The sequence below is a fragment of the Herbaspirillum camelliae genome, from assembly GCF_001929405.1.
Classification (GTDB): domain Bacteria; phylum Pseudomonadota; class Gammaproteobacteria; order Burkholderiales; family Burkholderiaceae_D; genus Herbaspirillum; species Herbaspirillum seropedicae.
In genome coordinates this window covers 2,866,018-2,891,302 of the sequence record NZ_KV880769.1, presented here as the reverse complement: position 1 = coordinate 2,891,302, position 25,285 = coordinate 2,866,018, and the positions used below count along the sequence as shown (strand labels likewise).

Annotated in this window: 20 protein-coding genes; 6 read left to right on the top strand and 14 right to left on the bottom strand. The window is 62.8% G+C overall.

The features are described 5' to 3' along the window. Positions 1-184: 184 nt before the first annotated feature. The 3 genes from BGK68_RS12865 to BGK68_RS12855 form a co-directional block, all read right to left on the bottom strand. On the bottom strand, positions 185-2,476 hold the full coding sequence (locus tag BGK68_RS12865) for an ATP-dependent DNA helicase (protein WP_143433042.1): 2,292 nt from the start codon (positions 2,474-2,476) through the stop codon (positions 185-187). Then, positions 2,473-4,128: a VRR-NUC domain-containing protein gene (locus BGK68_RS12860; RefSeq protein ID WP_075257422.1), complete on the bottom strand. Its 1,656-nt coding sequence runs from the start codon at positions 4,126-4,128 to the stop codon at positions 2,473-2,475. The genes BGK68_RS12865 and BGK68_RS12860 overlap by 4 nt, the downstream gene beginning before the upstream one ends. 118 nt (positions 4,129-4,246) lie before the next feature. Then, complete coding sequence (locus tag BGK68_RS12855; RefSeq protein ID WP_233149308.1) at positions 4,247-5,146, bottom strand: LysR family transcriptional regulator; 900 nt, start codon at positions 5,144-5,146, stop codon at positions 4,247-4,249. 891 nt (positions 5,147-6,037) lie between these two features. Here BGK68_RS12855 and BGK68_RS12850 point away from each other — a divergent pair. Continuing rightward, positions 6,038-7,759: a methyl-accepting chemotaxis protein gene (locus tag BGK68_RS12850; protein ID WP_075257421.1), complete on the top strand. Its 1,722-nt coding sequence runs from the start codon at positions 6,038-6,040 to the stop codon at positions 7,757-7,759. An 87-nt stretch (positions 7,760-7,846) separates the two neighbouring features. Here the strand turns inward: BGK68_RS12850 and BGK68_RS12845 are convergent, their stop codons facing one another. From BGK68_RS12845 to BGK68_RS12835, 3 genes are all read right to left on the bottom strand, one after another. Further along, positions 7,847-8,437: an OmpA family protein gene (locus BGK68_RS12845; protein WP_233149307.1), complete on the bottom strand. Its 591-nt coding sequence runs from the start codon at positions 8,435-8,437 to the stop codon at positions 7,847-7,849. Next, on the bottom strand, positions 8,430-8,879 hold the full coding sequence (locus tag BGK68_RS12840; RefSeq protein WP_233149306.1) for a FecR family protein: 450 nt from the start codon (positions 8,877-8,879) through the stop codon (positions 8,430-8,432). The genes BGK68_RS12845 and BGK68_RS12840 overlap by 8 nt, the downstream gene beginning before the upstream one ends. Before the next feature lie 256 nt (positions 8,880-9,135). Continuing rightward, on the bottom strand, positions 9,136-10,047 hold the full coding sequence (locus BGK68_RS12835; RefSeq protein ID WP_075257419.1) for a LysR family transcriptional regulator: 912 nt from the start codon (positions 10,045-10,047) through the stop codon (positions 9,136-9,138). Between the two features lie 204 nt (positions 10,048-10,251). On the opposite strand from BGK68_RS12835, the gene BGK68_RS12830 reads away from it, so the two are divergent. From BGK68_RS12830 to BGK68_RS12820, 3 genes are all read left to right on the top strand, one after another. Continuing rightward, complete coding sequence (locus BGK68_RS12830; protein WP_075257418.1) at positions 10,252-11,169, top strand: dihydrodipicolinate synthase family protein; 918 nt, start codon at positions 10,252-10,254, stop codon at positions 11,167-11,169. Positions 11,170-11,352: 183 nt separating this feature from the next. After that, positions 11,353-12,789 carry an MFS transporter gene (locus tag BGK68_RS12825; RefSeq protein ID WP_075257417.1) on the top strand — a complete coding sequence of 479 codons (1,437 nt, stop codon included), beginning with the start codon at positions 11,353-11,355 and terminating at the stop codon, positions 12,787-12,789. 196 nt (positions 12,790-12,985) lie between these two features. Further along, a complete protein-coding gene (locus BGK68_RS12820; protein ID WP_075257416.1) occupies positions 12,986-14,086 on the top strand; it encodes a porin in 1,101 nt (366 codons plus the stop codon). Positions 14,087-14,123: 37 nt separating this feature from the next. Here BGK68_RS12820 and BGK68_RS12815 read toward each other — a convergent pair whose 3' ends face one another. The 4 genes from BGK68_RS12815 to BGK68_RS27480 all read right to left on the bottom strand — a co-directional run bounded on the left by BGK68_RS12815 (position 14,124) and on the right by BGK68_RS27480 (position 17,825). After that, positions 14,124-15,707, bottom strand: a complete 1,584-nt coding sequence (locus tag BGK68_RS12815) for an APC family permease (RefSeq protein ID WP_233149305.1) — start codon at positions 15,705-15,707, stop codon at positions 14,124-14,126. Beyond that, positions 15,635-16,015 carry a Cif family virulence factor gene (locus BGK68_RS12810; RefSeq protein WP_075257414.1) on the bottom strand — a complete coding sequence of 127 codons (381 nt, stop codon included), beginning with the start codon at positions 16,013-16,015 and terminating at the stop codon, positions 15,635-15,637. The genes BGK68_RS12815 and BGK68_RS12810 overlap by 73 nt, the downstream gene beginning before the upstream one ends. Before the next feature lie 44 nt (positions 16,016-16,059). After that, entirely contained in the window at positions 16,060-17,460 is a 1,401-nt protein-coding gene (locus BGK68_RS12805; RefSeq protein WP_075257413.1) for a flavin monoamine oxidase family protein, read from the bottom strand. A gap of 116 nt (positions 17,461-17,576) precedes the next feature. Continuing rightward, positions 17,577-17,825, bottom strand: coding sequence for a hypothetical protein (locus BGK68_RS27480; protein ID WP_143433041.1), 249 nt, complete (start codon positions 17,823-17,825; stop codon positions 17,577-17,579). Between the two features lie 80 nt (positions 17,826-17,905). On the opposite strand from BGK68_RS27480, the gene BGK68_RS12800 reads away from it, so the two are divergent. Then, positions 17,906-18,880 carry a helix-turn-helix domain-containing protein gene (locus tag BGK68_RS12800; protein WP_075257412.1) on the top strand — a complete coding sequence of 325 codons (975 nt, stop codon included), beginning with the start codon at positions 17,906-17,908 and terminating at the stop codon, positions 18,878-18,880. A gap of 22 nt (positions 18,881-18,902) precedes the next feature. On the opposite strand, the gene BGK68_RS12795 is transcribed toward BGK68_RS12800, so the two are convergent. Together BGK68_RS12795 and BGK68_RS12790 are read right to left on the bottom strand one after the other, a co-directional pair. Then, positions 18,903-21,014: a TonB-dependent receptor family protein gene (locus tag BGK68_RS12795; protein WP_075257411.1), complete on the bottom strand. Its 2,112-nt coding sequence runs from the start codon at positions 21,012-21,014 to the stop codon at positions 18,903-18,905. Positions 21,015-21,296: 282 nt separating this feature from the next. Further along, positions 21,297-22,520 (bottom strand): MFS transporter, encoded by a 1,224-nt coding sequence (locus tag BGK68_RS12790; protein WP_075257410.1) that lies wholly within the window; start codon positions 22,518-22,520, stop codon positions 21,297-21,299. Between the two features lie 191 nt (positions 22,521-22,711). Here BGK68_RS12790 and BGK68_RS12785 point away from each other — a divergent pair, with 191 nt between their 5' ends. Continuing rightward, a complete protein-coding gene (locus BGK68_RS12785) occupies positions 22,712-23,647 on the top strand; it encodes a LysR family transcriptional regulator (protein ID WP_075257409.1) in 936 nt (311 codons plus the stop codon). On the opposite strand, the gene BGK68_RS12780 is transcribed toward BGK68_RS12785, so the two are convergent. Beyond that, positions 23,637-24,257 (bottom strand): 2-hydroxychromene-2-carboxylate isomerase, encoded by a 621-nt coding sequence (locus BGK68_RS12780; RefSeq protein ID WP_075257408.1) that lies wholly within the window; start codon positions 24,255-24,257, stop codon positions 23,637-23,639. The genes BGK68_RS12785 and BGK68_RS12780 overlap by 11 nt on opposite strands. After that, entirely contained in the window at positions 24,254-25,129 is an 876-nt protein-coding gene (locus tag BGK68_RS12775) for a CmcJ/NvfI family oxidoreductase (protein WP_075259811.1), read from the bottom strand. The genes BGK68_RS12780 and BGK68_RS12775 overlap by 4 nt, the downstream gene beginning before the upstream one ends. Between the last annotated feature and the right edge of the window lie 156 nt (positions 25,130-25,285).

Sequence of the window (25,285 nt, the reverse complement as noted above, 5' to 3'; positions counted from 1 at the left end):
CTGGAAACCGGCCTATCAGCCGGCCCGTAAATCAGGCGGATCGGCAAGTTTAGCAGGCGGGCCGGTTTGCATCCAATCCGCTGGGCCTCCCGGGGCCGGGCAATTGCGCAGAAGAGCCGATATTATTATCAATTTGATCACAAAACCACACTAAAAGACCCCAAACAGACCCAACCAGGCTCGCTCAACGCCCCGTCGCTTGAGCCACATCGTCCCGCTTCCACCAGGCCGGCAACAGCGCCTGCACCTCCGGCTGGGCAAAGCGCTCATCGATGAGCCACACCACGCCCTGGTCGCTTTCGGTGCGGATGACCCGTCCGGCGGCCTGCACCACCTTCTGCAGGCCGGGATAGAGATAGGTGTAGTCGTAGCCTGCCCCAAAGAGCGCCTGCATGCGCAGGCGCAGCTGTTCATTGACCTCATTGACCTGCGGCAGACCCAGCGTGGCGACAAAAGCGCCGATGAGCCGCTCGCCCGGCAGATCGACCCCCTCGCCGAACGAGCCGCCCAGCACCGCAAAGCCTATCCCCCTGCCGCCCACGACAAAGCGCGCCAGGAAAGCCTCGCGCTCGGCCTCGCTCATGCCGCGTGACTGCTGCCAGGTGGGGATGTCGGGATGCGCGCGGGTGAACGCCGCCAGCGCTTGCTGCAGGTAGTCGAAGCTGGAGAAGAACGCCAGGTAGTTGCCGGGCCGCTGGCGGAACTGACGCGCCATCAGCGCCGTGATCGGCGCAATCGATGCGCTGCGGCGCTGCCAGCGGGTGGAGATGTCCCGCGCCACCCTCACCTCCAGCTGGCTGGCGTGGAAGGGTGACTCGACATCGATCCAGACGGTGTCCTTGGGCATGCCCAGCAGGTCGGCGAAGTAATGCCAGGGGCCTAGCGTGGCCGAGAACAGCGTGGTGGCGTGAGCCTGGACGAAACGCGGCCCCAGGAAAGGCGCCGGCACCACATTGCGGATGGCCAGCACGGTATTGCGCTCATCCTGGCGCGTGAGGTCCAGCAGCGAATGCGGCCCGAAGGATTCAGCCAGACGCACGAAGGCCATGGCCTCGAGATGGAAGTCACGCAGCGGAGGCTCCAGCGGCACGGCCACCTGGGCCAGGTGATCGCTGATGGCGTTGTTGGCCGCGCTCAGGGTGTCAATGAAGCGCGGCGGCATCGCCTCCAGCACCTGGTAGGGCAGCAAGGCCCGCTTGCCGATGGCGCTCCAGGCGCGGCCGATCTTCTCCAGCAGCTTGACCACCGCCGCCGGCGCCACTGCACGCGCCGCGCGCAGGCTGGCCCGGCTCAACTGCGCGCTGTACATGCCACGGGCGCGCGCCACCAGGTTGTGGGCCTCGTCGGCCAGCACGCTCACGCGCCAGTCATGCGCCTGTGCCATGGCATAGAGCATCGCCCCGCCATCGAACCAGTAGTTGTAGTCACCGACGATGACATCGCTCCAGCGCGTCATCTCGCTGCCCAGGTAATAGGGGCAGACCTGATGCGCCAGGGCGATCTGGCGCAGGCTGGCGCGGTCCAGCAAGGGGGCGTCCAGGCAGGCCGCGCGCGCCTGCGCCAGGCGATCATAGAAACCCTGGGCCAGGGGACAGGAATCGCCCCGGCACAGGCGTTCGGGATGCTCGCAGGCCTTCTCGCGCGCGCTCAGTTCCAGCACCCGCAGTGGCAGCTCGCCCTGCCCTTTCAGCGTGGCGGCGGCGTCCAGCGCCAGTTGCCGCCCGGGCGTCTTGGCGGCGAGGAAGAGGATCTTGTCCAGCTGCTGGCGCGGGGCGGCCTTGAGGGCGGGAAAGAGCGTGCCCAGCGTCTTGCCGATGCCGGTCGGCGCCTGGGCCAGCAGGCTGCGCCGCCCCGCATGGGCGCGAAAGACGGCCTCGGCCAGTTGCCGCTGGCCGGGGCGGAAATCGCCATGTGGAAAACGCAACTGCTCCAGCGCCGCATCGCGCGCCTGCCGATGCGCCAGCTCCTGGGCGGCCCAGCCGATGAAGCGTTCGCACAATGCCCCGAACAGCCCGGCCAGTTCTTCCCGGCTGCGACTTTCTTCCAGCCGCGTCTCCTGCTGGCTGCCAATCTCGAAATAGACCAGCGCCAGGTTCACGCGCTCCAGCCCCTGCGCCTGACACAGCAGATGGCCATAGACGCGCAGTTGCGCCCAGTGCAGATGGCGATGGTTGTCGGGCATGCTGGCCAGTTGCCCGCGATAGGTCTTGACCTCTTCCAGCAACTGGCGGTCTGCATCGTAGCCATCGGCGCGGCCGCGTACGTGCAGCGCACCATGATCGATGGCCAGCGCCAGTTCGCTCTGGTAGTGCTCGCCACGACGGCTCGCCACGATGGCGTGACCTTCCATGCCCTGGCGCGCCGTCGGCGTGGGCGTGAAACGTAGGTCCAGATCGCCCTCCTTGGCGGTGAATTCACAGAGGGCGCGCACGGAGACCGTGTAGCGCCGGGCCGGTGCCACAGGTGCGCTGCTCATGCGGCCTGCTGCTGCCATTGCAGGTAGCACACCGCCACCGGCATCTGGTGTTGCGCGCAAAAGGCCAGCCAGCGCTGCTGGTTGTCCTGCAGGCGGTCGCCCGGGCCCTTGACTTCGATCATGCGGTAGCGCCGCTGCTGCGGCCAGAACTGGATCAGGTCGGGGAAGCCGCTGCGATTCTCGCGCACATCCTCCAGGATGCGCAGACACCAGTGCTTCAGATGCCAGGCCGGGATGCAGTCCAGCGCCAGCACCAGCAATTCACGACTGATCGCGCCCCAGCTGACGAAAGGCGACAGCACACCTTGCTTGTCCTCGTAGGTGGCAAGGATGGCCTCGCGATGGCGCTCCTGGTCCAGCAGCGCCAGGCAATGCGCAAATGCCTCACGCCGACGCGCATGGAAATCCGCGCTGTGCAGATCGGCGGGCTCACGCTGGAAGGGATGGAAAAACGCACCCGGAATCGCCGCAAAGATGGCGTCCCAGCACAGCAGTCCGAACAGCGCCGTCGCCAGCGTATTCTCGACATAGAACACCGGTGCATCCGGCGCCTGCAGATGCGCGCGCACCGCCGCCTCCACACCCTGCCCGGCCTGCATGGCCAGGACCAGGTCCAGCCGCTGCGGCGGCAAGGGGCGCATGCGCACCATCGGTGGATAGCCGAGCTGGCGCGTCAGGCGTGGGCCGATGCGTTGCAGATGCTGACGCTCGGCTTCGCTTTCCGGTGCGGCTTGCGCGGCCTGGAACAGGGCATAGGCCTGGGCATAACGCCCCTGCTTTTCCAGCACGCGCATGGCCCGGCCACGTGCACCCGGATAAGGACAGCGGGCATAGACCGCATGGGCTTGCTGCCAGTGGCCCTGCTTTTCCAGATGCTGGCCGAGCTTGAACAGCAGGCGCTCGTAGCGGCTTTGCAGCCAGGGGTTGTGGTCGCCCTCGGCAGGCGCGGCCGCCGTCAACGCGGCCATGACATCGGCAGCATCCTCGCCGGCCTCCAGCGCTTCGCTGCAGGCATGCAGGCGCAGGTAGTGATCGACGTCGCTGCGCTGACGGAAACCGCGCGCCTCTGGCGACAAGGTCACCCGCTCATAGCGGAACCGGCCCAGGTCGGCCAGCACGAACTCGCTCCAGTCCTGGCGCAGGTTGCCAAAGAACATCAGGCGCAGGCGGTCGCACAGGTCCTGCACGCGCAGGCGCAACGCAAGTTCGTCGCCTTGCCTGCACCACTGGCGCAGCACACGCGCTTGGTCCCAGGCCGGATCGGCCGCCAGTTGCGCCAGCAGGTCGGTCTTGCGGGCGGCCCGTGGTGCGCCGGCCAGCGCGAAGGCGCGCACAAGTTCCGGCTTGGTGGAGAGGCTGAAGAACTGTTCCAGCGTCAACACCGCATCGCGCTCGACCCAGTCCTCGGGCAGGCCGCTGACGGCCTCAAGCGGGCAGCCGATCTCGGGATAGTCCAGCCGACCGGTACGGAAGAGCTCGCCCTTGCGCATCATCATGCGCACCAACAGCGCCCGTGAGGACAGCGGCAGGCCGGGGAAGGCGGCGATGAACTGCCGCTCGCGCAGATCAAGCAGGTCGGCGCAGCGCTGGGCCAGCCAGTCCAGGACTTGCTGGAAATTGTCCAGATAGTAGAAGGGTCTTGCGGAGGGCACGGGGGTTCTGGCGGCCGTTAGCTGTATAAAAGCACAGTATAACGCGTCCGGGAGCGAGGGGAATGCAAGGCCCGCCCGCTGCACATCTCCCGCCAGCAAGGCAACCCAGACAAACAACTCAGGCCGGCGCCACCGCCACTGCATTGAGAGGAAGAACCACCTCGAAGTAATGCTGGATATGCTCCAGGCACTGCCTCACCTTGAGCGGCATGTTGTCGCGGTGGCGCACCGTGACATAGACATCGAAGCCGCCCAACGTCCATTCCGGCAGGACCTGGACCAGGCGTCCGGCCCTGAGGTCATCATCGATCTTGCATTCCAGCAGGCGCGTGATGCCATGGCCGTCCAGCGCCAGATACCGCAGCGAGCGCGCATGATTGGCGCTGATGCGCGGCTGCAGCCGCACTTTCACCGTGCCGCTGGCTGCATTGGAGAATTCGAGGAAGCAGGGTTCGCCATGCGGATTAAACAGCAGGAAATCGTGATGCAACAGATCTACCGGCGAACGGATAGGCGGCCGCACTGCCAGGTAGGACGGAGAGGCGCACAGCACATCCGTGAACCGACCCAGGAAGATATCGCCCGGCTGACGATTGCGGCCCGCGCGCAGCGCCAGGTCGATGCGCTGCTCGATCAGGTCGACGTTGTTGTCGGCGACTTCCAAGCGCAGCCGCACCTTGGGATTGTGTCTGATGAAATCGTGCAGCGCGGGGATCAGGTACTTGGTGGACATGAAACTGGAAACGGCAATGCGCACCTCGCCCACCATCTCGTTGTTGAGCACGGCAATGCTCTGCTCGGCTTCACTGGCGGCCGTGACGATATGGGCGCAGTGCTTGTAGAAGAGCGTGCCGGCCTCGGTCAGGCTGAGCTTGCGGGTGGAGCGGTTCAACAGCGTCGCCTGCAATGACAATTCGAGCGCCCTGACATGCTGACTGACCGATGAAGTGGTGAGGCCCAGGGCTTTGGCGGCGCGCGAGAAAGCTCCCAGCTCCACTACCCGCGCAAACGTCGCCATTCGTGCTAAATCATCTATTCCAAGTTTTCTCATTGACTGAATGTGCTGATGCCGCGCAGCCCAATCCTGGCTGCGATGCAATGCGAGTTTCTTTTATCGCAACATGATATGGATGAACTTATTCCCTTGAATGACTGATTGTACGGAATAGCATTTGTTGACTGAATGTGAGCCCATTGGCCTCGGGAGCGAGCGGCCCTGATCCTGAAGCGCAATGGCGCACCAAGCTGCGGACGAGCTTGCCCGCCTCTCACCAGACAGCACCGGTTCCCGCAAAATTCCGCGCGCGCTTGCGCAAGCTTTCCTGCGAACAGATTGCGCCCCCCCGATGGTCAAGCTCATCGAAACCGGAATGTAATACAGGAGTTGCCACTTGATTAGGCCGAGAAAATTACACTAATAGTTAATTTTTTTTAATAGTGAGTGTAGCCAATATAGTTGACTGAAGTACATCATTATCTGAGCTCCATCCTCGTATCACGGAGCTGAACCTGCGACATGGCGGCTTAATGGCCACCATGATTCTTGCGCAACCCGAGCTCGCGAAGAGGTCGAAAATTGCCCAGCCCTCTTTATTCGACTGATTTACCAAACAGTCTTTGAATTAATAAGGGGCTAAACGCTGGGACTCATCTGTAATAAAGTCCGCAAGGCCAGACACGAGAAGAACAAAAGATCGTACGTCGACGGTGATTACGGATACCCCTGGCCCGCACTTCCTCTCGCTCCCGCATCAACCCTCCCTGCTCTGGCCAGGCAGATCCCGCTTCCCCGCTGGCGATGATCCACAGTTCCCCCGCACCAGCGCGGTCTGGCCGAGACCACATGCGCAGGGCAGCCCGAGGGCACGCCCGGCGCAATGCAACTCACTTTGACCAATAAGGGGCAGGAATGAACTGGTTCACCAATCTGAAAGTCAGTCACAAACTCATCGGCGGCTTCATGATCGTCGCCCTGATCGGCGCGACCATCGGTACCATCGGCATCATCAAGGCAGGCCAGATCAACGACCTGGCCACCGAGATGTACGAGCTGCAGGTCGTGGGCCTACGCCATTCCGCCCAGGCCACGCTGGACCTGAGTTCGTCGAACCGCGCCATCCGCACGGCCATGCTGGCAGAGTCTCCCGCCGAACGCGAGGCCAGTCTCAACGATCTCGCCAAGCGTCTGGACAATACCAGCCTCGCCTTGAACGAAACCGAACAGCGCTTCGTCACCCCCGACGGCAAGGCCTTGGTGGCCAAGGCCAGGGAGGCCTTTACCAAGTACAAGAACGCCGTCATGCTGACCGCCGACGAGTTACGCAAGGAGCCGGTCGCCGATGCGCGCCAGTCGACCAGCCGGCTGTTCTCTTCGGTGCGGCCGCTGGCCAACGAAGCCGAGGCGAACATGCTCAAGCTGATGGAAGTCAAGAAGGACAACGCTGACCGGCTCAATGACGAAACCGATCTCATCTATGCCCATATCCGCACCCTGTTGCTGGTGCTGACCTTTGGCGGCGTCCTCTTCGGCATCGCGCTGGGCCTGTTCATCTCGCGCAACCTGACGCGCCAGCTCGGCGGCGAACCGCGCGACGTGGCCGCTGCGGCCGATGCGATTGCCTCCGGCGATCTGAGTACCCACATCGACATCAGCCATGCGGCCCAAGGCAGCGTGGTCAGCGCCATGCACATGATGCAGGGCTCGCTGCGCAAGGTGGTGCAGACAGTGCGCACGAGCAGCGAGAGCATCGCCACCGGTTCGCGCCAGATCGCCACCGGCAACCTGGACCTGTCGGCACGCACAGAACAGCAGGCCAGCGCCCTGGAAGAAACAGCCTCGTCGATGGAAGAGCTGACCTCCACCGTCAAGCACAACGCCAGCAACGCACAGAACGCCAAGGAGATGGCCGCGACCGCCTCCACGGTGGCGCAGGAGGGCGGCGAGGTGGTGGCGCAGGTGGTCGACACGATGAGCGCCATCAATGAGTCCTCCAGGAAGATGGCCGACATCATCAGCGTCATCGACGGCATTGCCTTCCAGACCAACATCCTGGCCTTGAACGCCGCCGTGGAAGCGGCCCGCGCCGGCGAGCAGGGACGCGGCTTCGCGGTCGTCGCCACCGAGGTGCGCAACCTGGCGCAACGCTCGGCGGCCGCCGCCAAGGAAATCAAGACGCTCATCGAAGATTCGGTGGACAAGGTCAACGTCGGTGCGCGGCTGGCCGATCAGGCTGGCACGACCATGAGCGGCATCGTCGAAAACGCCGGCAAGGTGACTTCCATCATCGGAGAAATCTCGGCGGCCAGCACGGAACAGACGGCCGGCATCGAACAGATCAACCAGGCCATCATGCAGATGGACGACGTGACCCAACAGAACGCCTCGCTGGTCGAAGAAGCCGCGGCAGCCTCGCGCGCCTTGCAGGATCAGGCCGATGCGCTGGCGCAGATCGTGAGCATCTTCAACCTGGGACAGACGGCCATCGGCATGCAGGATGCCCCGCGCACGATCACGCCAACCGCGCCCAAGACCATTGCAGGGGCGCCGCGCGGCGAACCCAAGCGCCTGGGCAGCAAGGCCGCCACACCCTCCGCACAAGCGACCAAGGAAGAGGACTGGACGACCTTCTGAGCCGATATGTCCCGCCCGGCGGGGCTGACCGTGCTGGAGCCTTGATCATGGAACAGGCGGACCGGATCTGCCAGGTCCGCCCCTGGCTCAACGGATCTTGATCTCGACGAAGCGATTGCGCGGTTCGGCCACGCCGCGCTTCTGCGGGACACGCGGGTCGCGTGCGCCCTTGCCGATGACTTCGATGCTCAGCGCCTTGACGTCGGCACGGCGCAGTTCGCGTTCGATCAGGCGGGCGCGGCGCAGCGACAGGGCATCGTTGTTGCTTTCGCTGCCGATATTGTCGGCATGACCGATCAGCACGAATTCCCCTGCGGGGAAGTCCTTGATTTCAGCGATCGCCTTCTTCAGGGCGTCTTGCGAGGCCGGGGTCAGACGATCCGTTCCCAGTTCAAACAAGAGATCGTAGCTGCGTGGCCGCGCGGGCAGGCTGCCCAGCACGTCGGCATAACGCTTTTCCACATCGGCGGGAGTCACCGTGAGGGTCTTGTCGACCTTGCCGCCGGCGGTCTCCACCGATGCGTAGGGCGTGGCGAGCGCGGTTTCGCCGGTGGCGGTCTTGACCACGATGCTGCTGGCCGAGCCATCGGGCTGGGGCAGCAGCAGGAAGCGTTCGCGCGGGCCGGCGCAACCGGCCAGAAGGACGGCCAGGGCGGTCAGGATCAGGCTTTTATTCACCGGCCACCTCGACGATGAAGTCGGTGCCGCGAATGCCGATGGTGGCCGTGGGCGTGGAAAACTGCTGGCGTTCCGGCGCATGCTTGCCGATCAGTCCGGAGACGTAGCGCAGGGTCCCTTTGACCATGCGCACGGCGATATTGCCTTCATCGGTCTTTTCATTGAAGACGAACTGTTCGAGCAGGAACTGGCTGTTGGGTCCCAGCGAGATGAGGGTATCGTCGCGCAGCGTGAAGCCGACCGAACTGGCGGCGGCGGTGAGCACGCGGTCGCCCTCGTAGAGCCGTTCACCCACTGCCAGCGGGCGGGTCTTGCCCTCGCGCTGGGCCTGTACCTCGCCGCGCATGACCTTGACGATGGCCGCCTGGGTCGCGCCATCCTGCTGCGCCCAGGCCGCTGCCGACGCCATCATCAGCGCCGACCATCCCAGTCCCAGCAGCATGCCCTTGCCCCTGCGCCGGACCTGCCTGCGTCCCGACGATGTGATCCCCATATCGCTTGCCCTTTGATGTTTTGATGTTGTGGTGTTGATATCGTGATGTTGCAGTGACGCAATCTGCTGCGCAATTTCACAGAAAATCGGTGCTGCCGTCAATCTCTCTTTTACCGCTTCTCGAAAAAGGGAATGCCGGGGATGACCTGCCAGGGACTCAACGAGTACGCCACGAGGGCGCCACGGCAGAGTGACATGCATTCCTTCAATGAATGCCTGCGATATCCACGCGGTCCTGCGCCAGTTCCTTGATCAGCTGCATGACGGTGCGGCATGCCAGGGTCAGCTCGCCATGGCGTGACATGGCCAATGCGATGTGGCGGGTGATCTCAGGCGAAATGATCCGTGATGCCTTCAGGCGGTTCTTGCGCACCGCGCTGGCGATCGCGTAAGGCCCGAGCAGCGCATAGACCCCGCCATTTTCCACCAGATGCTCCTGGATGCTCAGGGAATCGGCCTCGATCTGGACATTGAGCGTGATGCCATGCTCGATGCTCAGATGGTCCAGCCGGTCGCGCCAGCTGTTGGGCCGGCAGAACGACACCAGAGGCAGCTGGTGCAGCGACGCGAATGGAACCGTGGGCGCCTGCACCAGTGGATCGTTGGGCGCACCCACGAGATAGGTATCGGTCTTGGTGATGTAGAGATCGCCGTTCTTGGCATGGGCGCCATGGCGGAACAGCAGCGCCAGGTCCACGTAGCCATTGTCCAGCCAGGTATCGAGCTGCGCGCCCTGCCCTTCGCGCACGCTCAGCTGGATCTGCGGATAACGTTGCTGGATCTGCTGGTACAGCGTGCTCACCAGAGGATGCGCAGCCGAAGGGAGTATGCCCATGCGCACGCGGCCAATGGGTGTGCCGGCGGCTGACTGGATGTCATTGGTCAACTGCTCGGTGGTGGCCAGCCAGGCCCGCACCCGCGGCGCCACCCGCATGCCCAGTTCGGTCGGAATCACGCCCCGGCCATTGCGCTGGAACAGCCGGCCGCCGCATTGCTGCTCCAGCTCGGCGATCTGCCTGCTGATGTGGGGCTGGGTGGTCCCATGCAGCAAGGCCACCTTGCTGAGACTTCCCAACTCCATGGCTTCGACAAAGAGCTTCCAGGCGGCGTAGTGCATGGCTTCGTTCTCCAGCGGGATATGTCAATCCAGTATATCTGAAATGCCCCTTTACGCTCTTCCTGCATGGCTCGGGCAACCCTACACTTTGTTTCATCCCGCTGTCACCGGCCTTGCCAGAGTGCAGGCCCAGCGGGCGTCTTGAGCCTCTTTGCCGTTGCTGGAGGACAAGAAAAACATTCATTACAACGAAAGGATGACAACATGAGTATCGACCTGCGCGGCCTCGTCCCGGCCCCCGTGACCCCCTTCACCCGCGACGGCGCCGTCGACCACGCGGCCATCCTGCGCCTGGGCAAATGGCTGGGCAGCTTCGATGGCGTCAAAGGACTGGTGGTGCTGGGCCACGCTGGCGAAGGCACCTTCCTGTCGCAATCCGAGCAAGCCGCCGTCATCGAGAGCTTCGTCAAATCCACTGACGGCAAGGTCCCCGTGATCGCGGGCATCACGCTCGAAGGCACCCAGGTCGCCGCAGAAGAAGCCAAGCGCGCCGTCAAGGCCGGGGCCGCCGCCGGCCTGGTCTATCCCTCGCACGGCTGGTTGCGCTTCGGCTACCAGAAAGGCGCGCCACAAGACCGCTACCGCGCCATCTACGAAGAAAGCGGCCTGCCGCTGATCCTGTTCCAGTACCCCGACGCCACCAAGGCCACCTACAACCTGGAAACCCAGCTCGACATCGCCGCCCTGCCCGGCGTGTTCGCCATGAAGAACGGCGTGCGCAACATGCGCCGCTGGGACACCGAGATCCCGGTCGTGCGCCGCGAACGTCCCGACCTGCAGATCCTGACCTGCCACGACGAATACCTGCTGCACACCATGTTCGATGTGGATGGCGCCCTGGTCGGCTATGGCAGCATCGCCCCCGAGCTGCTGATCGACCTCATCGCTGCCGGCAAGGCCAAGGATTACCGCAAGGCCCGCGCCATCCATGACAAGCTCTTGCCGGTGACCAAGAACGTCTACCATCGTGGTTCGCACATGGAAGGTACGGTGGCCCTCAAGCACGCCCTGGTGGCACGCGGTATCCTCGAGCACGCCACGGTGCGCTCCCCGCTGCTGCCGCTGGAGCCCGGCGCCGATGTCGAGATCGCCAAGGCGCTGCGTTCCGCCGAGATGATCTGATCGGTCCGCGCCCCCCCCCAAAAAAAGGGGCGGCGCACGGCGTCACAGCGAGCACTGGCCGGCGAAGACTGGCCAGTGACTCAGCTGTGACCATGGCCTTGATCGCCCCCAGAGGCTGACAAGGAAGACTGGCCGGAACAGGCCTGCAACAGAAAAAAGAACAGAAAAAAGCATGGAGACACTATGACTACGCTGGCCGCGCACACGCGCGCACAGGCAGCCCGCCAGGGACTGCTGACATCCGACGATGCGCACCGCGCCGCAGGATTGCTCTTCCGTATCGAGAACGTACCTTTCTCAAGGTGGCACACCAAAGCCCGTATCATCATGGGCAGCGCCACCTTGTTCGACGCCTTCGACGCCCTCTCGCTGGCCTTCGTGCTGCCGGTGCTGGTGGGGTTGTGGCACCTGTCGGCGGCGCAGATCGGTCTGTTGATCGCCTCCGGTTATCTGGGGCAGGTCATCGGCGCCTTGTTCTTCGGCTGGATGGCCGAGCGCTACGGTCGCGTGCCCAGCGCCAGTGTCACGGTCGGCCTGATGTCGGTGCTCAGTATCGTCTGTGCGTTCACGGGCAGCTTCCATATGCTGTTCCTGTGCCGTTTCCTCCAGGGCATCGGCGTGGGTGGTGAAGTCCCGGTGGCGGCCACCTACATCAACGAGCTGTCACAGGCCCATGGCCGTGGCAAGTTCTTCGTCCTCTATGAGCTGATCTTCCCGCTGGGCCTGCTGGCGGCGGCGCAGGTGGGAGCGTTCTTGGTGCCGCGCTTTGGCTGGGAATACATGTTCCTGGTGGGCGGCATCCCCGGAATACTGGTGGCCCTGCTGATCACGCGCCTGCCCGAGTCGCCGCGCTGGCTGATCGGGCGTGGCCGGTTGGATGATGCAGAAAAGGTCATCCGCACACTCGAGGCCAGCACCCCAAAACGCAACCTCGATGCGCAGACCGACAAGCAAGCCATCGAACAGCGCATCAACGCACTGGCTGCCGGCGCGGGAAAACGCCAGCGCGGCTCGTGGAAGGAATTGTTTTCTCCGGTCTATCGCGGTCGCACCATCATCGTCTGGGTGCTGTGGGCCAGCTCCTACTTCGTGGCCAATGGCATCAACAACTGGCTGCCCAGCCTGTACAAGACCGTCTATCACCTGCCGCTGCAGGAGTCGCTGCGCATGGCCTCGGTATCGAATGTGCTGAGCGCCTGTGCAGTGCTGGGTTGCGCCTTGCTGATCGACCGCGTGGGCCGCCGGCGCTGGGCCATTGCCAGCTTCATCGTCAGCGGCGCATTACTGGCCTTGCTGGGCGTACTCAAGGCCGAAAGCGCCTGGTCGGTGATGTTGCTGGCTTCTTCGGCCTATGCGGTGATGGGAACGACGACGGTGCTGCTGTATCTCTACACCCCCGAGATCTATCCGACCCGCATGCGCGCTATCGGCACGGGGCTCGCCACCTCCTGGCTGCGCGCCGCCTCTGCAGCGGCACCGACGATGGTCGGGGTAGTCCTGGCCGGACATGGCATTGCCACGGTGTTCCTGATGTTCGCCGGCGTCACCGTCCTTGGCTTGCTGGCGGCGTGGCGGATGATCGAGACCACCAACCGGTCGCTGGAAGAAATCTCCCCTTAGTCTGCAAGCACCGGGGGAGGCGCTAAGTCGCCATCGAATCGCCCTCCCCTGAGGTTCACCATCCCGATGTTTTGCTGGCAACGGCCCGTACCGCACGCGGCCTGCGCACGGTCACGCCCAGCCATGGCGGACGCCTGCGCGCCAGCCCGCATCCTCGCACCTGAACAAGACCAGGCACATCCATCAGGAGGAATTCATGAAGGCATTGAAGGCTATCATCGCTGCGCTATTAACCATGAGCGCATCGCTGTCCCAGGCACAGTCGGTGACGCTCTACGGCATCGTCGACACGGGCGTGGAATACGTCAACCACGTCGGCGCAGGCCAGCAGGGCCTGCTGCGCATCCCCAATCTCACCGCGACCACGCCCTCCCGCATCGGGCTGCGCGGCACCGAGGACCTGGGCGGCGGCCTGCGCAGCGTGTTCATGCTGGAATCGGGATTTGCTCCCGACTCGGGAGCACTCAACCAGGGTGGCCGGATGTTCGGACGCATTGCCTACGTAGGCTTGAGCGATCACTGGGGGCAGATCAGCTTCGGTCGCCAGGCCACCATGCTGCTGTGGGCCACGCTGGAGTCCGACATCCTGGGCGCCAATGTCTATGGCGCCAATGCGCTGGACAGCTATCGTCCCAACGCGCGCGCCGACAATTCCATCGCCTACCGGGGCAGCTTCGGCGCCTTCACGCTGGGCGGGACCTACAGCTTCGGACGCGACACCGTCAACGCCGGCCAGAATCCGGCCGGCACCAACTGTGCGGGCGAGCAGGCGGGCGACAGCCTGGCCTGTCGTGAGTGGTCCCTGATGGTGAAGTACGACACCGCTGCCTGGGGCGCCTCGCTGGCCTATGACACCCTGCGCGGCGGCAAGGGCGCGGCGGCGGGCCTGTCCAGCAGCCAGTTGAGCGACAGCCGGATGTTGCTGGGCGCCTATGTCAAGGCCGACCGGCTCAAGGTCGGCATCGGCGGCTCCCTGCGACACAACCAGGGCAGCGCGCTGTCCAAGAGCCAGCTGTACTACGCCGGCCTGTCCTATGACCTCACGCCAGCATTCAACCTGGCCGGCCAGCTCTACTACCTGCATTACAACGACAGCGCCAACAAGGCCTGGCTGGGCGCCTTGCGGGCCACCTACTCACTTTCTGCCCGCACGGCGCTCTACCTCACCAGCGGCTTCATCGACAACCGTGGTCAATCCAATCTGTCAGTCAGCGCCGGCGGCAGCGTGGGGACCGCCAACCCCGCACCGGGCGGCAACCAGTTCGGGATGATGGCGGGGATACGGCATAGTTTCTGATTTCCAAAGGGTCCTCCGGATCTGAGCAAGAGCCCATCTACTGCTGCTTCACCAATTCGGAAAGTCGTGCAAATACGTCCGGAGAGCTTCGCCGGAGATGGCAGGCATAGAAGGAAGCCAGCCCTCCGGCGACCAGGATGCTCACTGCAAGCAGGTAACTGGGAGCGGAAGGCAAACCCGAGAGGAGTTGCACATGGGCGATCATCTGCCACAGGAAATACAGCAGCACCAAGGCACTGCACACTGGCGCAACCACGCCGCGCCAGGCTGATACGGAGCTCTGGTGACGTCTGAAGAAACTGGCCACGGCAAGCGCAGCCAGCACCTGGCAAGTCAACACGCCGATGGCCGATGGAACGCTGGCCCATGGCAATGCCTGCAGCATCGGATCCAAGCCAGCCATCGCGCACATCAGGATCAAGGCACAGGAAATGCACATCGTGATGGCCGAGGCGACATAGGGCGAACGATGGCGTGGATGCGTCCTGGACAGCATTGTCCAGACCAGCCCGCGCATCGACAAGGCATGCCAGTAGCGGGCCACCACGTTGGTAAAACTCAGTACCGCAGCGAACAGGCTGGTGATGACCAGGACCGCGCCGATCCTGGCTGCGGTCGGTCCTGCCAGGGTCTGGAACATGGACAGCCACATTCCTCCCGGGTCATTTGCCGCGACCTGTACCGCGTGATCCACGCCGAAATGATGGAGCATCAGGAAGATGGATGCTGCGTACAACACACCGATGAAGACGATCGAAAAGTACATCGCACGTGGCACCGAACGTTGCGGATCGCGGGCCTCCTGCGCATAGATCGCGGCTGTTTCGAACCCCATGAAGGAGGCGACGACAAAGATCAGGGAAGGTCCGAAGCCCGCCGTGAAAACCGACTGCGGCCGGAACGGAGCAAAGGAGACCACGGCGCCAGTGAAGTGCTGGCGCCGCAGCTCCAGCACATCCGCGCCCAGGATGGCGCCCACCTCGCACAGCATCAGCAACAGCAGCAGGCGTCCGCTGAACTCGATGCCACGTACACATAGCAGATGGGCCAGCACGGCGCAGACCAGCGCCCATATCCACCATGGCGCGGCAATGCCCATCGCGGCCATCATGACCTGCATGAAATGCCCCAGCATCGCATAACAGGCCAGCAGGATGGAGATATAGGACAACACGGCGATACAGGCGCTGCCCACTCCCGCGACGCTGCCCAGGCCTTTGGTAATGTAGGCGTAGAATGCCCCGCCATTCTGGACGTAAGGCGTCATCGCACAAAAGCCGATGGCGAAGAGCAGATAGGCCAGGCACACGACGACGTAGGAACCCGGCAGCCCGATGCCGTTGCCCAGGGTGATGCTCACCGGTACGCCGCCTCCCATCGAGGTAAGCGGACCATTGGTGGTAATCACCATCAGGAAGATGCCGAACCAGCCGATGGCATCTTTCTTCAGACCGGTGTGATCAGGCGTTGAACGGGCTGGTGCAGACATCCGGGACTCCTTGAAACGGCAGGCAAGAAACGTGATTGGCTCGGTTTGGCTGAGCTTGCTCAGTTGCCGGCAAACAGCCCGAAACCATACATATCGGCCGCAATGCGCCAGCCATCCTGCTCTTTGCGCCATGCCGTCAAGGAACGCATCGCAATCTGATCGCCGGCGCCGCCGGCGGGAGGGGAGGTCCATTCCAGCCAGGTGATGGCCGCGCCTTCATTGATCTCCACCGTGCGCACCGAACGGATGGACAGGTGCGGGGTGATCTTGAGCATGTCGGTCAGCATCGGCAGCAAGTCGCCGCCAACGGTGATGACCGGCGTGCCCTCCCCGTTGATGCTGCAATCCGCGCAGAACATCTCGCGATGCAGTACGACGGCATCTCCTTGACGGCACAAGGTTTGCAGCTTCTCGATGGACTGGTTCAGGTTCAGGTTCATGTCATTCCTTTCAAAGTAAAGTGGATGGCGCAAATTGCCTCGCTTCAAGCCTGCGGGGACAGGAACTCTCCTACCTCGCGGGCAGCCCGGATCCCCTCCTCGATGGCCCCGTCAATGAAGCCGCGCCAGCCGCTGGCCCAATCCGTATTGGCAAAGAACAGCGGCGGCGCCGAGGCCTGCAGCGACGCCAGGTGACGGGTGGTCTGGTTGGGCGCGAACCAGGTCCATCCACCCTTGGCATAAGGGTCATTGATCCAGTCGTGCGCCAGTACCTCGGTCACGTTGATGTCCGGCAGAAACTTGCGAAGCTCGCTCTGGATCTGGCCGATATCGGTGAGATCGATCTTGTCATCCGGGCCGAATCCGACCAGCAGTGACTTTCCATTGATCACGCGGTCAGAGATGACCATGGTCAGCGCATTGGGATACGGCGCAAAGCCGATCCAGGCCCCCACATTGCGGTCCACATGGGCGATGAACTTGGTGCCGGCGCAGACATGGCGCTGGCGATGCGCCTGCTCACGGGCCGGAGCAAGACCGGAGGTGAAGCGAATGTCGCCCAGTACATTCATGGGAACGGCCACCACCAGAGACTTGGCCAGCAGCGAGATATTCCTGGCCTGAAGCCGTACGCCATCGGCCGTCGCCGTGATCTCGGAGACTGGCTCACCGACGAACAGATCGGCCTTGGAATCCTTGAGCAAGGCCAGCGCCAGCGCCGAGGTCCCCTTGGCGATCTTGTAGCGTCCCAGACGCTTGAGCAGCGCCTCCGTGGAATATTCGCCCAGCGCCCACCAGCGCAGCTGATCATAGAAGCCGCCCTTGGCAGGATCGGTCGCCGCATTCATGGTGACGAACGACTCCAGCAGTGCGCGCTGGCGGCTTGACAGCTCGATCTGCGCAAGCCGCTCGGCCAGGCTGATGCTGTCGAAGCGATCGGCGACCGGGTCCGGACAATGGGGATTGGCGAAGGCGATTTCGCCACGCGCGCCATCGACATCGCAAAACAATTGCAAGGCCGCAGACAGATCCTTGCCCATCGCTTCGGCGCTATCCGTTTCCAATCCCTGGGAGGTCAAGAGGCTGATGGACTCAGGCGTGCCGCTGACCGATTCAGAGATCCCCAGGCCATAGCGATGGAGTTCATTCCATACATAAGCCTGGCCCCAATGCACCCAGGTGCCCCCTACTTCGTACTTCTGGCCATTCTGCTCGGCAATGAAGGTGCGCCCGCCTATGCGGTCACGCGCCTCGACAATGGCCACTCGCAGGCCACTGGATCCCAGTTCGCGGGCAGCGGTCAGTCCGGCAAAGCCAGCACCGACGACGACCACATCGTAGGCATTGCCATCGGGAATCTTGCTGCTCAAGGCAGCCGGGGAAGGTAGGCCGTGAATGGGTGCGCATCCGGCCTTGATGTGATGTCCGTCCGAAGTAGTCTTCATTGGCGTGTGATCTGGAAGGAGTGAAGAAAAATGGATAGCTGGATTCTGGCCCTGGCGACTGCGCCGGGGTAACCCCAATCGGCATATGAAGCAGGCCACCGCAAATGCCGGGCGACCTACAGCAAGGCGCTAACAGCAGAAGCCGCATCAAACTTGTGCAAAAAAGTAAAGATTGCACCAAGACAAAAAGAAGCAGCAAAACACATAAATAAATAAAAAATTATTTGCTGTTTTTTTGCTTTGAGATAAAGTCGCAAAAAAATGACGTCATTCCTGCTTGATTGCGGAATGAGTGGTGATGTGATGGGTGACGGGTGACGGGCGATGGCAAGCCGATGCTCGCAGCCCGCCGTCACCGACGCCATGCATAAGATCAGGCACGCCAGATGCTAGGAGACTGGGCTGCGCTTATCGATGAAGCCGCAGCTCACCTTGGAGAGAGACCATGTTGCAAAGCGTTCTTCGTTTTCAGGATGTGCATGAGCACGCCGCTGCGATCAGTCCATGGAATCTGCACTATGCGCAGATTTCGGCAGGCAAGGTGGAGAGCTCGCTGCTGCAGTTGTCCACGCCCCGCTGCCACGTCTTTCGCGAGCGTATCAACCAGCGCGTGGTGCAGCAGGGGGAAGCGCCCAGAGAGCAGGTGTGCTTTGCATTTCCTGTCGCAGCGCCCGGCAAGGCGCATGTACAGGGCCGCGAGGTGGATGAGCACTGCATGTTGTTCTTGCAGGGGGGAGACGAGTTCATGTGTCACCTGCCCATGGACACGGACTTGTTCGCCATCACCTTTGACCGCGCCCTGTTTGAGGCGCAGCTTGAGCACACGGCAAGTCCGGAGCGCATTGTTGCGCTGATGAAGCAGCCCGTCGTGAAAGTCGCCTCCCAGGACTTGCACGCCTGCCGCGAGCGGCTTCTGAACATATTCTATTGGGCGATGCTCTCCATCGAGGATGGACACGGACAGCACCCGCAACAAGAGCAGGAACTGGAACTGTCTCTGCTGGCCGAATTGCTGGCGCTGCTATCGGCGCCCGACTGTGGCGCCAGCCGGCAGATCAGCACGATACGCAGCTACATCGTCGACAAGTTGCATCGGCAGACCATGAACGATGCCATCAATGTCCCCAGCATCTTCGAGGTGTGCGAGCAGATGCAGGTCAGCCGGCGCACGGTGCAGAACAGCTTTCAAACCGTGACCGAGACGACGCCCCGCAACTATCTGCGCTGCGTGCGGCTCAACGGCGTACGACGGGCATTGATGTCAACCTCTGCGGAGCAGATCACGATAGGCGATATCGCCTCACGCTGGGGATTCTTTCATCTGAGCCACTTTGCAGAGGACTACCGGGCCTTGTTCTGCGAACTGCCATCCCAGACCATCCGCCGCTCCCACGCCTTCGGGAGAGCGGCGACGTCCTGAGTTTTTCTCTGCTGGCCCTGGATCAGAATGAATAACGCCCCTGCACATAGACGGTGCGCGGTGCGCCCACCAGCTTGCCCAGGTTGTTATCGGTGGTCCGTGTGAAGTAGCGACGGTCGGTCAGGTTATTGATGCCGGCAAAGACATCAAAGCCCTTCGCCCCCGGCACTTTCCAATCCACCTGGGCATTCCAGAGGCGGAAGCCAGGGATTTCCCCGATGCTGCCGTCGGCGCTTTCGGCGATGGTGTTGGCTTCATCGGAAAATTGACGGCCTTGATGCGTGGTCGACAGATTGAAACCCCATGATCCCGATTTGAAGCGCGTGCCCACCGTGTCGGTAGTGCGCGCATAGAACGGCAAGTCCTTGCCCGGATTCGCGCCCGATTTCTGCAAGGCGCGGGTGTAGGTGTAGTTGGCGTAGACCGACCATCCCTTCAAGACGCTCTGCTGATCAAAGGCATAGTCCATCGCCAGTTCGATGCCATCATGCTGGGTCTTGCCGATATTGCGGAAGACGCTTGGATTCGTTCCCTGAACGGAGACGATCTGGTTGTCGAAATCGATATGGAACACCGTCGCTTCTGCAGATGCCTGCGCGCTCTTCCAGCGCACCCCTCCTTCGATCGTCTTGGCCAGCTCGGGCGAGAGCGGATTGGCCGATGACATGGTGTTGAGTTGCGAATTCTGAACCACACCGAAGGAAGTGTTGTAGTTGCTGAACAAGGTCAACTGCTCGGTAAGCAGGTAGGCCACGTTGATCGAGGGCAGCGGCTTGTTGTTGGACACCTGGTAGGAAGCGTTATTGGCCACGTCATAGCGGGTCGACTGGACGTGCTCGAAACGCAGGCCCGGAGTAATGCGCCATTTGCCGAAGGCGATCTTGTCATCGATGTAGCCGGCATGGGCATCGGTGCTGTTCTGGAACTGGGTGAATCCGCTGAGCACGCCGGTCAGGACGGCTTCGTTATAGACATTATCATCGCCGCGCTCACGGACATAACGATAGCCGACGGTGACATCGTGCGTAGTGCTGCCCCATGCAAAGCGCTGCGTGTAGCGCGGCTCGATGCCCAGCGTTTCATAGTTGCGCGGTTGATGTGAGAGGCGGGTGCCGGCCGGATTGATCAATGTGCTCTGGCGGGTAGCCTGGTTGAAGTAGGTACGGATCTCGAATTCCTGGCGATCCGATATCGTGTTGAGGTAGCCCACATCAAAGCCTTTACGGGTTCCACCCCAATTGTCGCGCTGGCGTGTGTTCTGGAACGGGTCGGCAGCGTACTGCGCAACGCTGAGTCCGCCGGGCGTGCGGCTGAGCACGTCATAGTAGTTGATCTTGGCGTAGAGCTCGGAGGTCGGCGAGATTTCATAACGCATCTTCAGCGCAAAATCATTGAGGTGCTCATCGCTCTTGTCGCGCCAGCCGCTTCCTTCCTGGCCGGAATAGAGAAAGGCCATGCCGAAGCCATTCTCCGCCTGACCGCCGGCAAAGGCGGTGTACTGCGTATTGCCGCCGCCCTGGCCGTAACTGTTGTAGCGCACCGCCGCGTCACCGGAAATGCCGGGCGTCGTCGGGATGGAGCGTGTCTTGAAATTGATGATGCCGCCCACGTTCTGCGGACCGAAGCGCACGGCACCGCCGCCACGGACGACATCGATCGATTCGATATTGTTCAGGCTCAGTGGCGCGAACGATAGTTGCGGCTGGCCATAGGGCGCCACCGCCATGGGGATGCCGTCCAGCAGGATGGTGGAGCGCGGTGAATAGCGCCCGGCCAGCCCGCGCACACCGATGTTGAGCGCGAGGGCGCTGCCGGCGGTGCCGGAGTTGTCGCTGGACTGCACACCGGGAATGCGGCGCATCGCGTCACCGATACTGACAGCGCCGGTGCTTTCGATCTCCTGCTTCTTCACCACGGTGCGCGCTCCCGGATAAGTTTTAACGCTACTTTCCAAGCCAGTGCCCAGCCAGTCGCCGCTGACCTGGATGGGCTCCAGGCCGGGTTGTCCGTCCGAGGGGGTTGCCTGTTGAGCCAGGCCTGCTACGGGAAAAGCCAGTATTGCCAGCGAGGCAAGAGCGGTCGTGGTGATGCGCAGGTCGCGCACAAAGAGCGATGGGGCTTGATGGGTCTTCATTACATTCGGTCCAATAAAAATACTGGCGAACCTCCGCCGTTTATTTCTTCTAAAAATTGGGAAATCTTCAGGACGACATCCGAAGAATTGCGAATGATAATGATTTGCACTCAATAATGCACGTATTTCGATATTTGCGATAATTTATCTGCAACACCTCCGTATTTTTTTGAGCCGAGATAGGCCAACCCGATCAGACGCGCACACGGCCTGCCGCAAGGGCGTCAGCCCGGCAGGCCAATGACGATGCGCTCGGCCTGCTGGATGCGCCGGACCAGCGCATCAATGCCTGACCAGGCGGCCTCCTCCTCGGCTTCCATCGGCTTCTTCGATGGGAAAGTGCAGCAGCGCCGCCACGATGCCCACCACAAAGGTGGCCATCCACAGCAGGGAATACGATCCCGTCACTTCCAGCATCCATCCGCCCAGCCATGCCCCCAGGAATGAACCCACCTGATGGCTCAGGAAACAGACGCCAAAGAGCGTGCCCATGTGCGCCGTGCCGAACAGGCGCGCCACCAGTCCGGTGGTAAGCGGCACCGTGCCCAGCCAGGTCAGTCCCATGACGGCGGCAAAGAGCGTCACCGACTGGCTGCTCTTGGGCGCGATGAAGAACAGCCCGATGGCGGTGCTGCGGACCAGGTACAACCAGCCCAGCACCCGCTGCGGGCGGTAACGTCCACCCAGCCAGCCACAGGCCCAGCTGCCGGCCATGTTGAACAGACCGATCAAGGCCAGCGCGGTGGCCGCCAGGCCCATGGGCATGTGGCACAGTTCCAGATAACCGGGCAGATGCGTGGCGATGAAGGCCAGCTGGAAACCGCAGGCAAAGAATCCCAGCGTCAGCAACTGGTAACCACGATGGGCGGTGGCCTGCGCAATCACCTCGCGCACCGAATAATCCAGCCGTGGCGCGTCGGCTGCGACCGGGCCGGTGCGGGCCAGCGCCAGACCCAGGGGCGCCACCGCCAGCACCAGCAAGGCCAAGACCATCAAGGCCAGGCTCATGCCCGAGCTTGCCCGCAGACCCTGGACCAGCGGCAGCATCAGCACCTGGCCCAGCGAACCACCGGCGCTGACCAGGCCCATGGCGCTGCTGCGACGTTCAGCGGGCACGCTTCGCCCGACCGCGGGCAACACCACGCCGAAGCTGGTGCAGCTGATTCCCACACCGATGAACACGCCCATGCCCAGCACCAGCACCGCCCCATTGGGGGCCAGCGCCGTCAGCGCCAGGCCGATGGCATAGCACACCGCCCCGAACGCCACCACCGGCGCCGGTCCATGGCGATCCGTGAGGGCCCCGGCCAGCGGCTGGGCGGCGCCCCAGACCAGGTTGTGCAAGGCGATGGCAAAGGCCACCAGGGTCACCGGCAAGCCATGGTCATAGGACAAGGGACTGATGAACAGCCCAAAGGTCTGGCGCGATCCCAGCGCCATGCTCATGATGGCGGCGCCGGCTAGCACCACCAGCCAGGGTTTTCGATTGACAGTAGCAATACGCATGGAAGACCTATCTCGTAAAGAAACCGATGAAGAAAGAATGCTGAATTTGACTACGTGGCGGGCGCAGGCTCAAGTGAATTCGGTAGACCCTCACATTCCCTCTATGCATGCGAAAAATTTCCGCCAGCGCTCTCACGCAAGCCCCGGTCTATGCTTCAATAGCAGCTCTTCCCCGCCCTGCCGAGATTGCCATGAGCCTTCCCCTTGCCAAGCTGCCGCCCCTGGATCTGCTGCGCGGATTCGTCGCAGTGGGTCGCCGCATGAGCTTCACGCTGGCCGCGCAAGACCTGTTCCTGACGCAATCGGCGGTCAGTCGGCAGGTGCTGTTGCTGGAGCAGTACATGCAAACGCCATTGCTGCAGCGACATCATCGTTCGATCTCCTTCACGCCCATGGGCGAACGGCTCTTTCGCAGCGCCGACGCCGCCCTGCTGCAATTGCAGGACAGCCTGGGCGAGCTGCGCGCGGCCCAGGCGGCGCGGCCAGTTACCATCACCGCCAGCATCGGCATGACCGGGCTGTGGCTCTTGCCGCGTCTGTCGCGGCTGCAGCAGCAGGTCCCGGGCGTGGATGTGCGCGTGGCCGCCAGCGACAGCACGATAGACCTGCGCCACGAAGGCATCGACCTGGCCTTGCGCTATACCAGGCGCGTCCATGCACCCGCCGATGCGATCCGGCTGTTCGGCGAAACAGTGGCGCCGGTAGCCCATCCCTTGCTGCTCAAGAACGGCAAGTTGCCCGCCGACGCCACGCTGCTGGAATTCGACCAGGCCAACCCGCATCTGCGCTGGAAGTCCTGGCTGGACAGTGAATCCGTGGGCAAGGCCGGCAAGATTGGCAAGCTCGGTACGATCAGCAAGAAGGCGCGCATGCTGCGCCTGAACCAGTACGACATGGTGATCCAGGCGGCCCTGGCCGGCCAGGGTGTGGCCCTGGGGCGACTGGAACTGATCGCTCCGCAACTGGAGGGCGGCCAACTGGTCTTGCTGGCCGATCCACGCACCCAGGACGACGACGGCTATGCCTACTGGCTGATCCAGGCAGAGCCCTCGCCGCGCCGCGAGGTGCAGCTGATCGCCAACTGGATCTGCGCGCAGGCCAGGGCTCGCCGCAGCCTCATCGGCTGACGCCCGCATCGCCGACACACCAGGCCAGGGCATCGTCGAGACGATCATTACCCCAGAACATCTCATCGCCGACAAAGAAGGTCGGTGCGCCGAAGATGCCGCGTGTGCGGGCCTGTCGGGTCTGTTCGCGCAGTCGGGCGCGATTGGGCTCCGATTGCGCCTCGGCGATGATCTCGGCAAATGGCAGGCCCAGCGCCTGCAATACTTCGCTGATCGTCTCGACGCTGTCGATGTCCCTATCCTCGGCGAAGTTCAGGTGCATGACCAGGCGGCAGAAACTGGACATCCAGGGCGCATGCTCAAAGCGCAGCGCCACCCGGGTCGCCAGCACCGCCGCACGCGGGAAGCGGCTGGGCATGGTCCACGGCAAACCGTACTTCCTGCACTGGCGCGCCATATCCTTCCAGGTATACGCCCCCTTCTCCTTCTGCAACACGAACGGTGAGGTGCTCCAGCCCAGTTCCTGGAATACCGGCCCCAGCAGGAAGGGACGCCACACCACCCGTACACCGGCCTGCCGCGCCGCCTGCTCGATGCGCATGGTGCTCAGGTAGCTGTAGTTGCTGCCGAAGTCGAACCAGTATTCGATCAGCTTGGCGGGGCCGTTCATGCGTGGACCACCAGGCAGCGCATCTCCAGGCTCTTCCGCAAAGGCGCATCGGCCGGGATGGCCGGCAAATCGAAGGCCGTGTGCGGGGTAAAGCGCGCTACGCCGCTGGTGCGGGAATCGTATTGCTTGAACACCAGGGCATGGCTGCGATCCATCTTTGGAAAATAGAACCAGCGGTGCGCGGGATTGTTACGCACCAGGTAGATCTCGCCGTTCCGTTGGGGATAACGCACTTCGCCGCGCACCAGGTCCTGGCTTGCCACACTGCGCGCATCGAGCAGCGCCAGCGGCGTATCTTCGACCACGCCGCGCAGGGTGCGCCAGATGTTGATGATGGAAAAATGCTGGACGAAAGGGATCAGGTCGGAATCCCGCAAGATCATCGACAGACGCCGCCGCCCTGACACCTCAGTATAGTCATTGTGGATGCGCCCATTGGCCGCTGGCGTGGCGCCCCGCGTGGTGCGTCCGAAGTTCAGCGGCGCCCGCACCGGGTCGCGCTCGCGCACCAGGTGATCGAAGACGTAGGCATGGGCGCCACCGGTGACCGCCAGCGCGATCTCGATGGCCTCGGCATAGCAGAGGGCGGTGATCTCGTCGGCATCGTCAGGGTTGCGCAAGGCGGTGGGCGCATCGAACAACGCGAAGCCGTTGGTGTCGATGCTCAGTCCTGCATGGACGGCGGCATCGGCGATGAAGCACTCTTGCTGGTCGTATTGGGCGCTTTCCCAGGGCGTGCCGGGCGGTGGCGTGAATGCATAGCTGACCGGGTCGCGCGAATGGCTGGACAGATAGCTCAGGCGCGCATGGACGCCACGACTGGCATCAGCTTCCTGAATGCGAAGGGCGGCCGATCCACTTTCTGAATTCATCTGCTTCTCCTGGGTCATGGGGGTTTCCATGACGTGTATTGAAGCAGTGCAGCGGGCTGAATTCAAATGACTTATTTGAGATTCCCATGCGCAGAAAGAATACCAGGTAGGGTAGCAACAATGCCGGTAGCGATCGGCATATTTCACGCGCTTCTA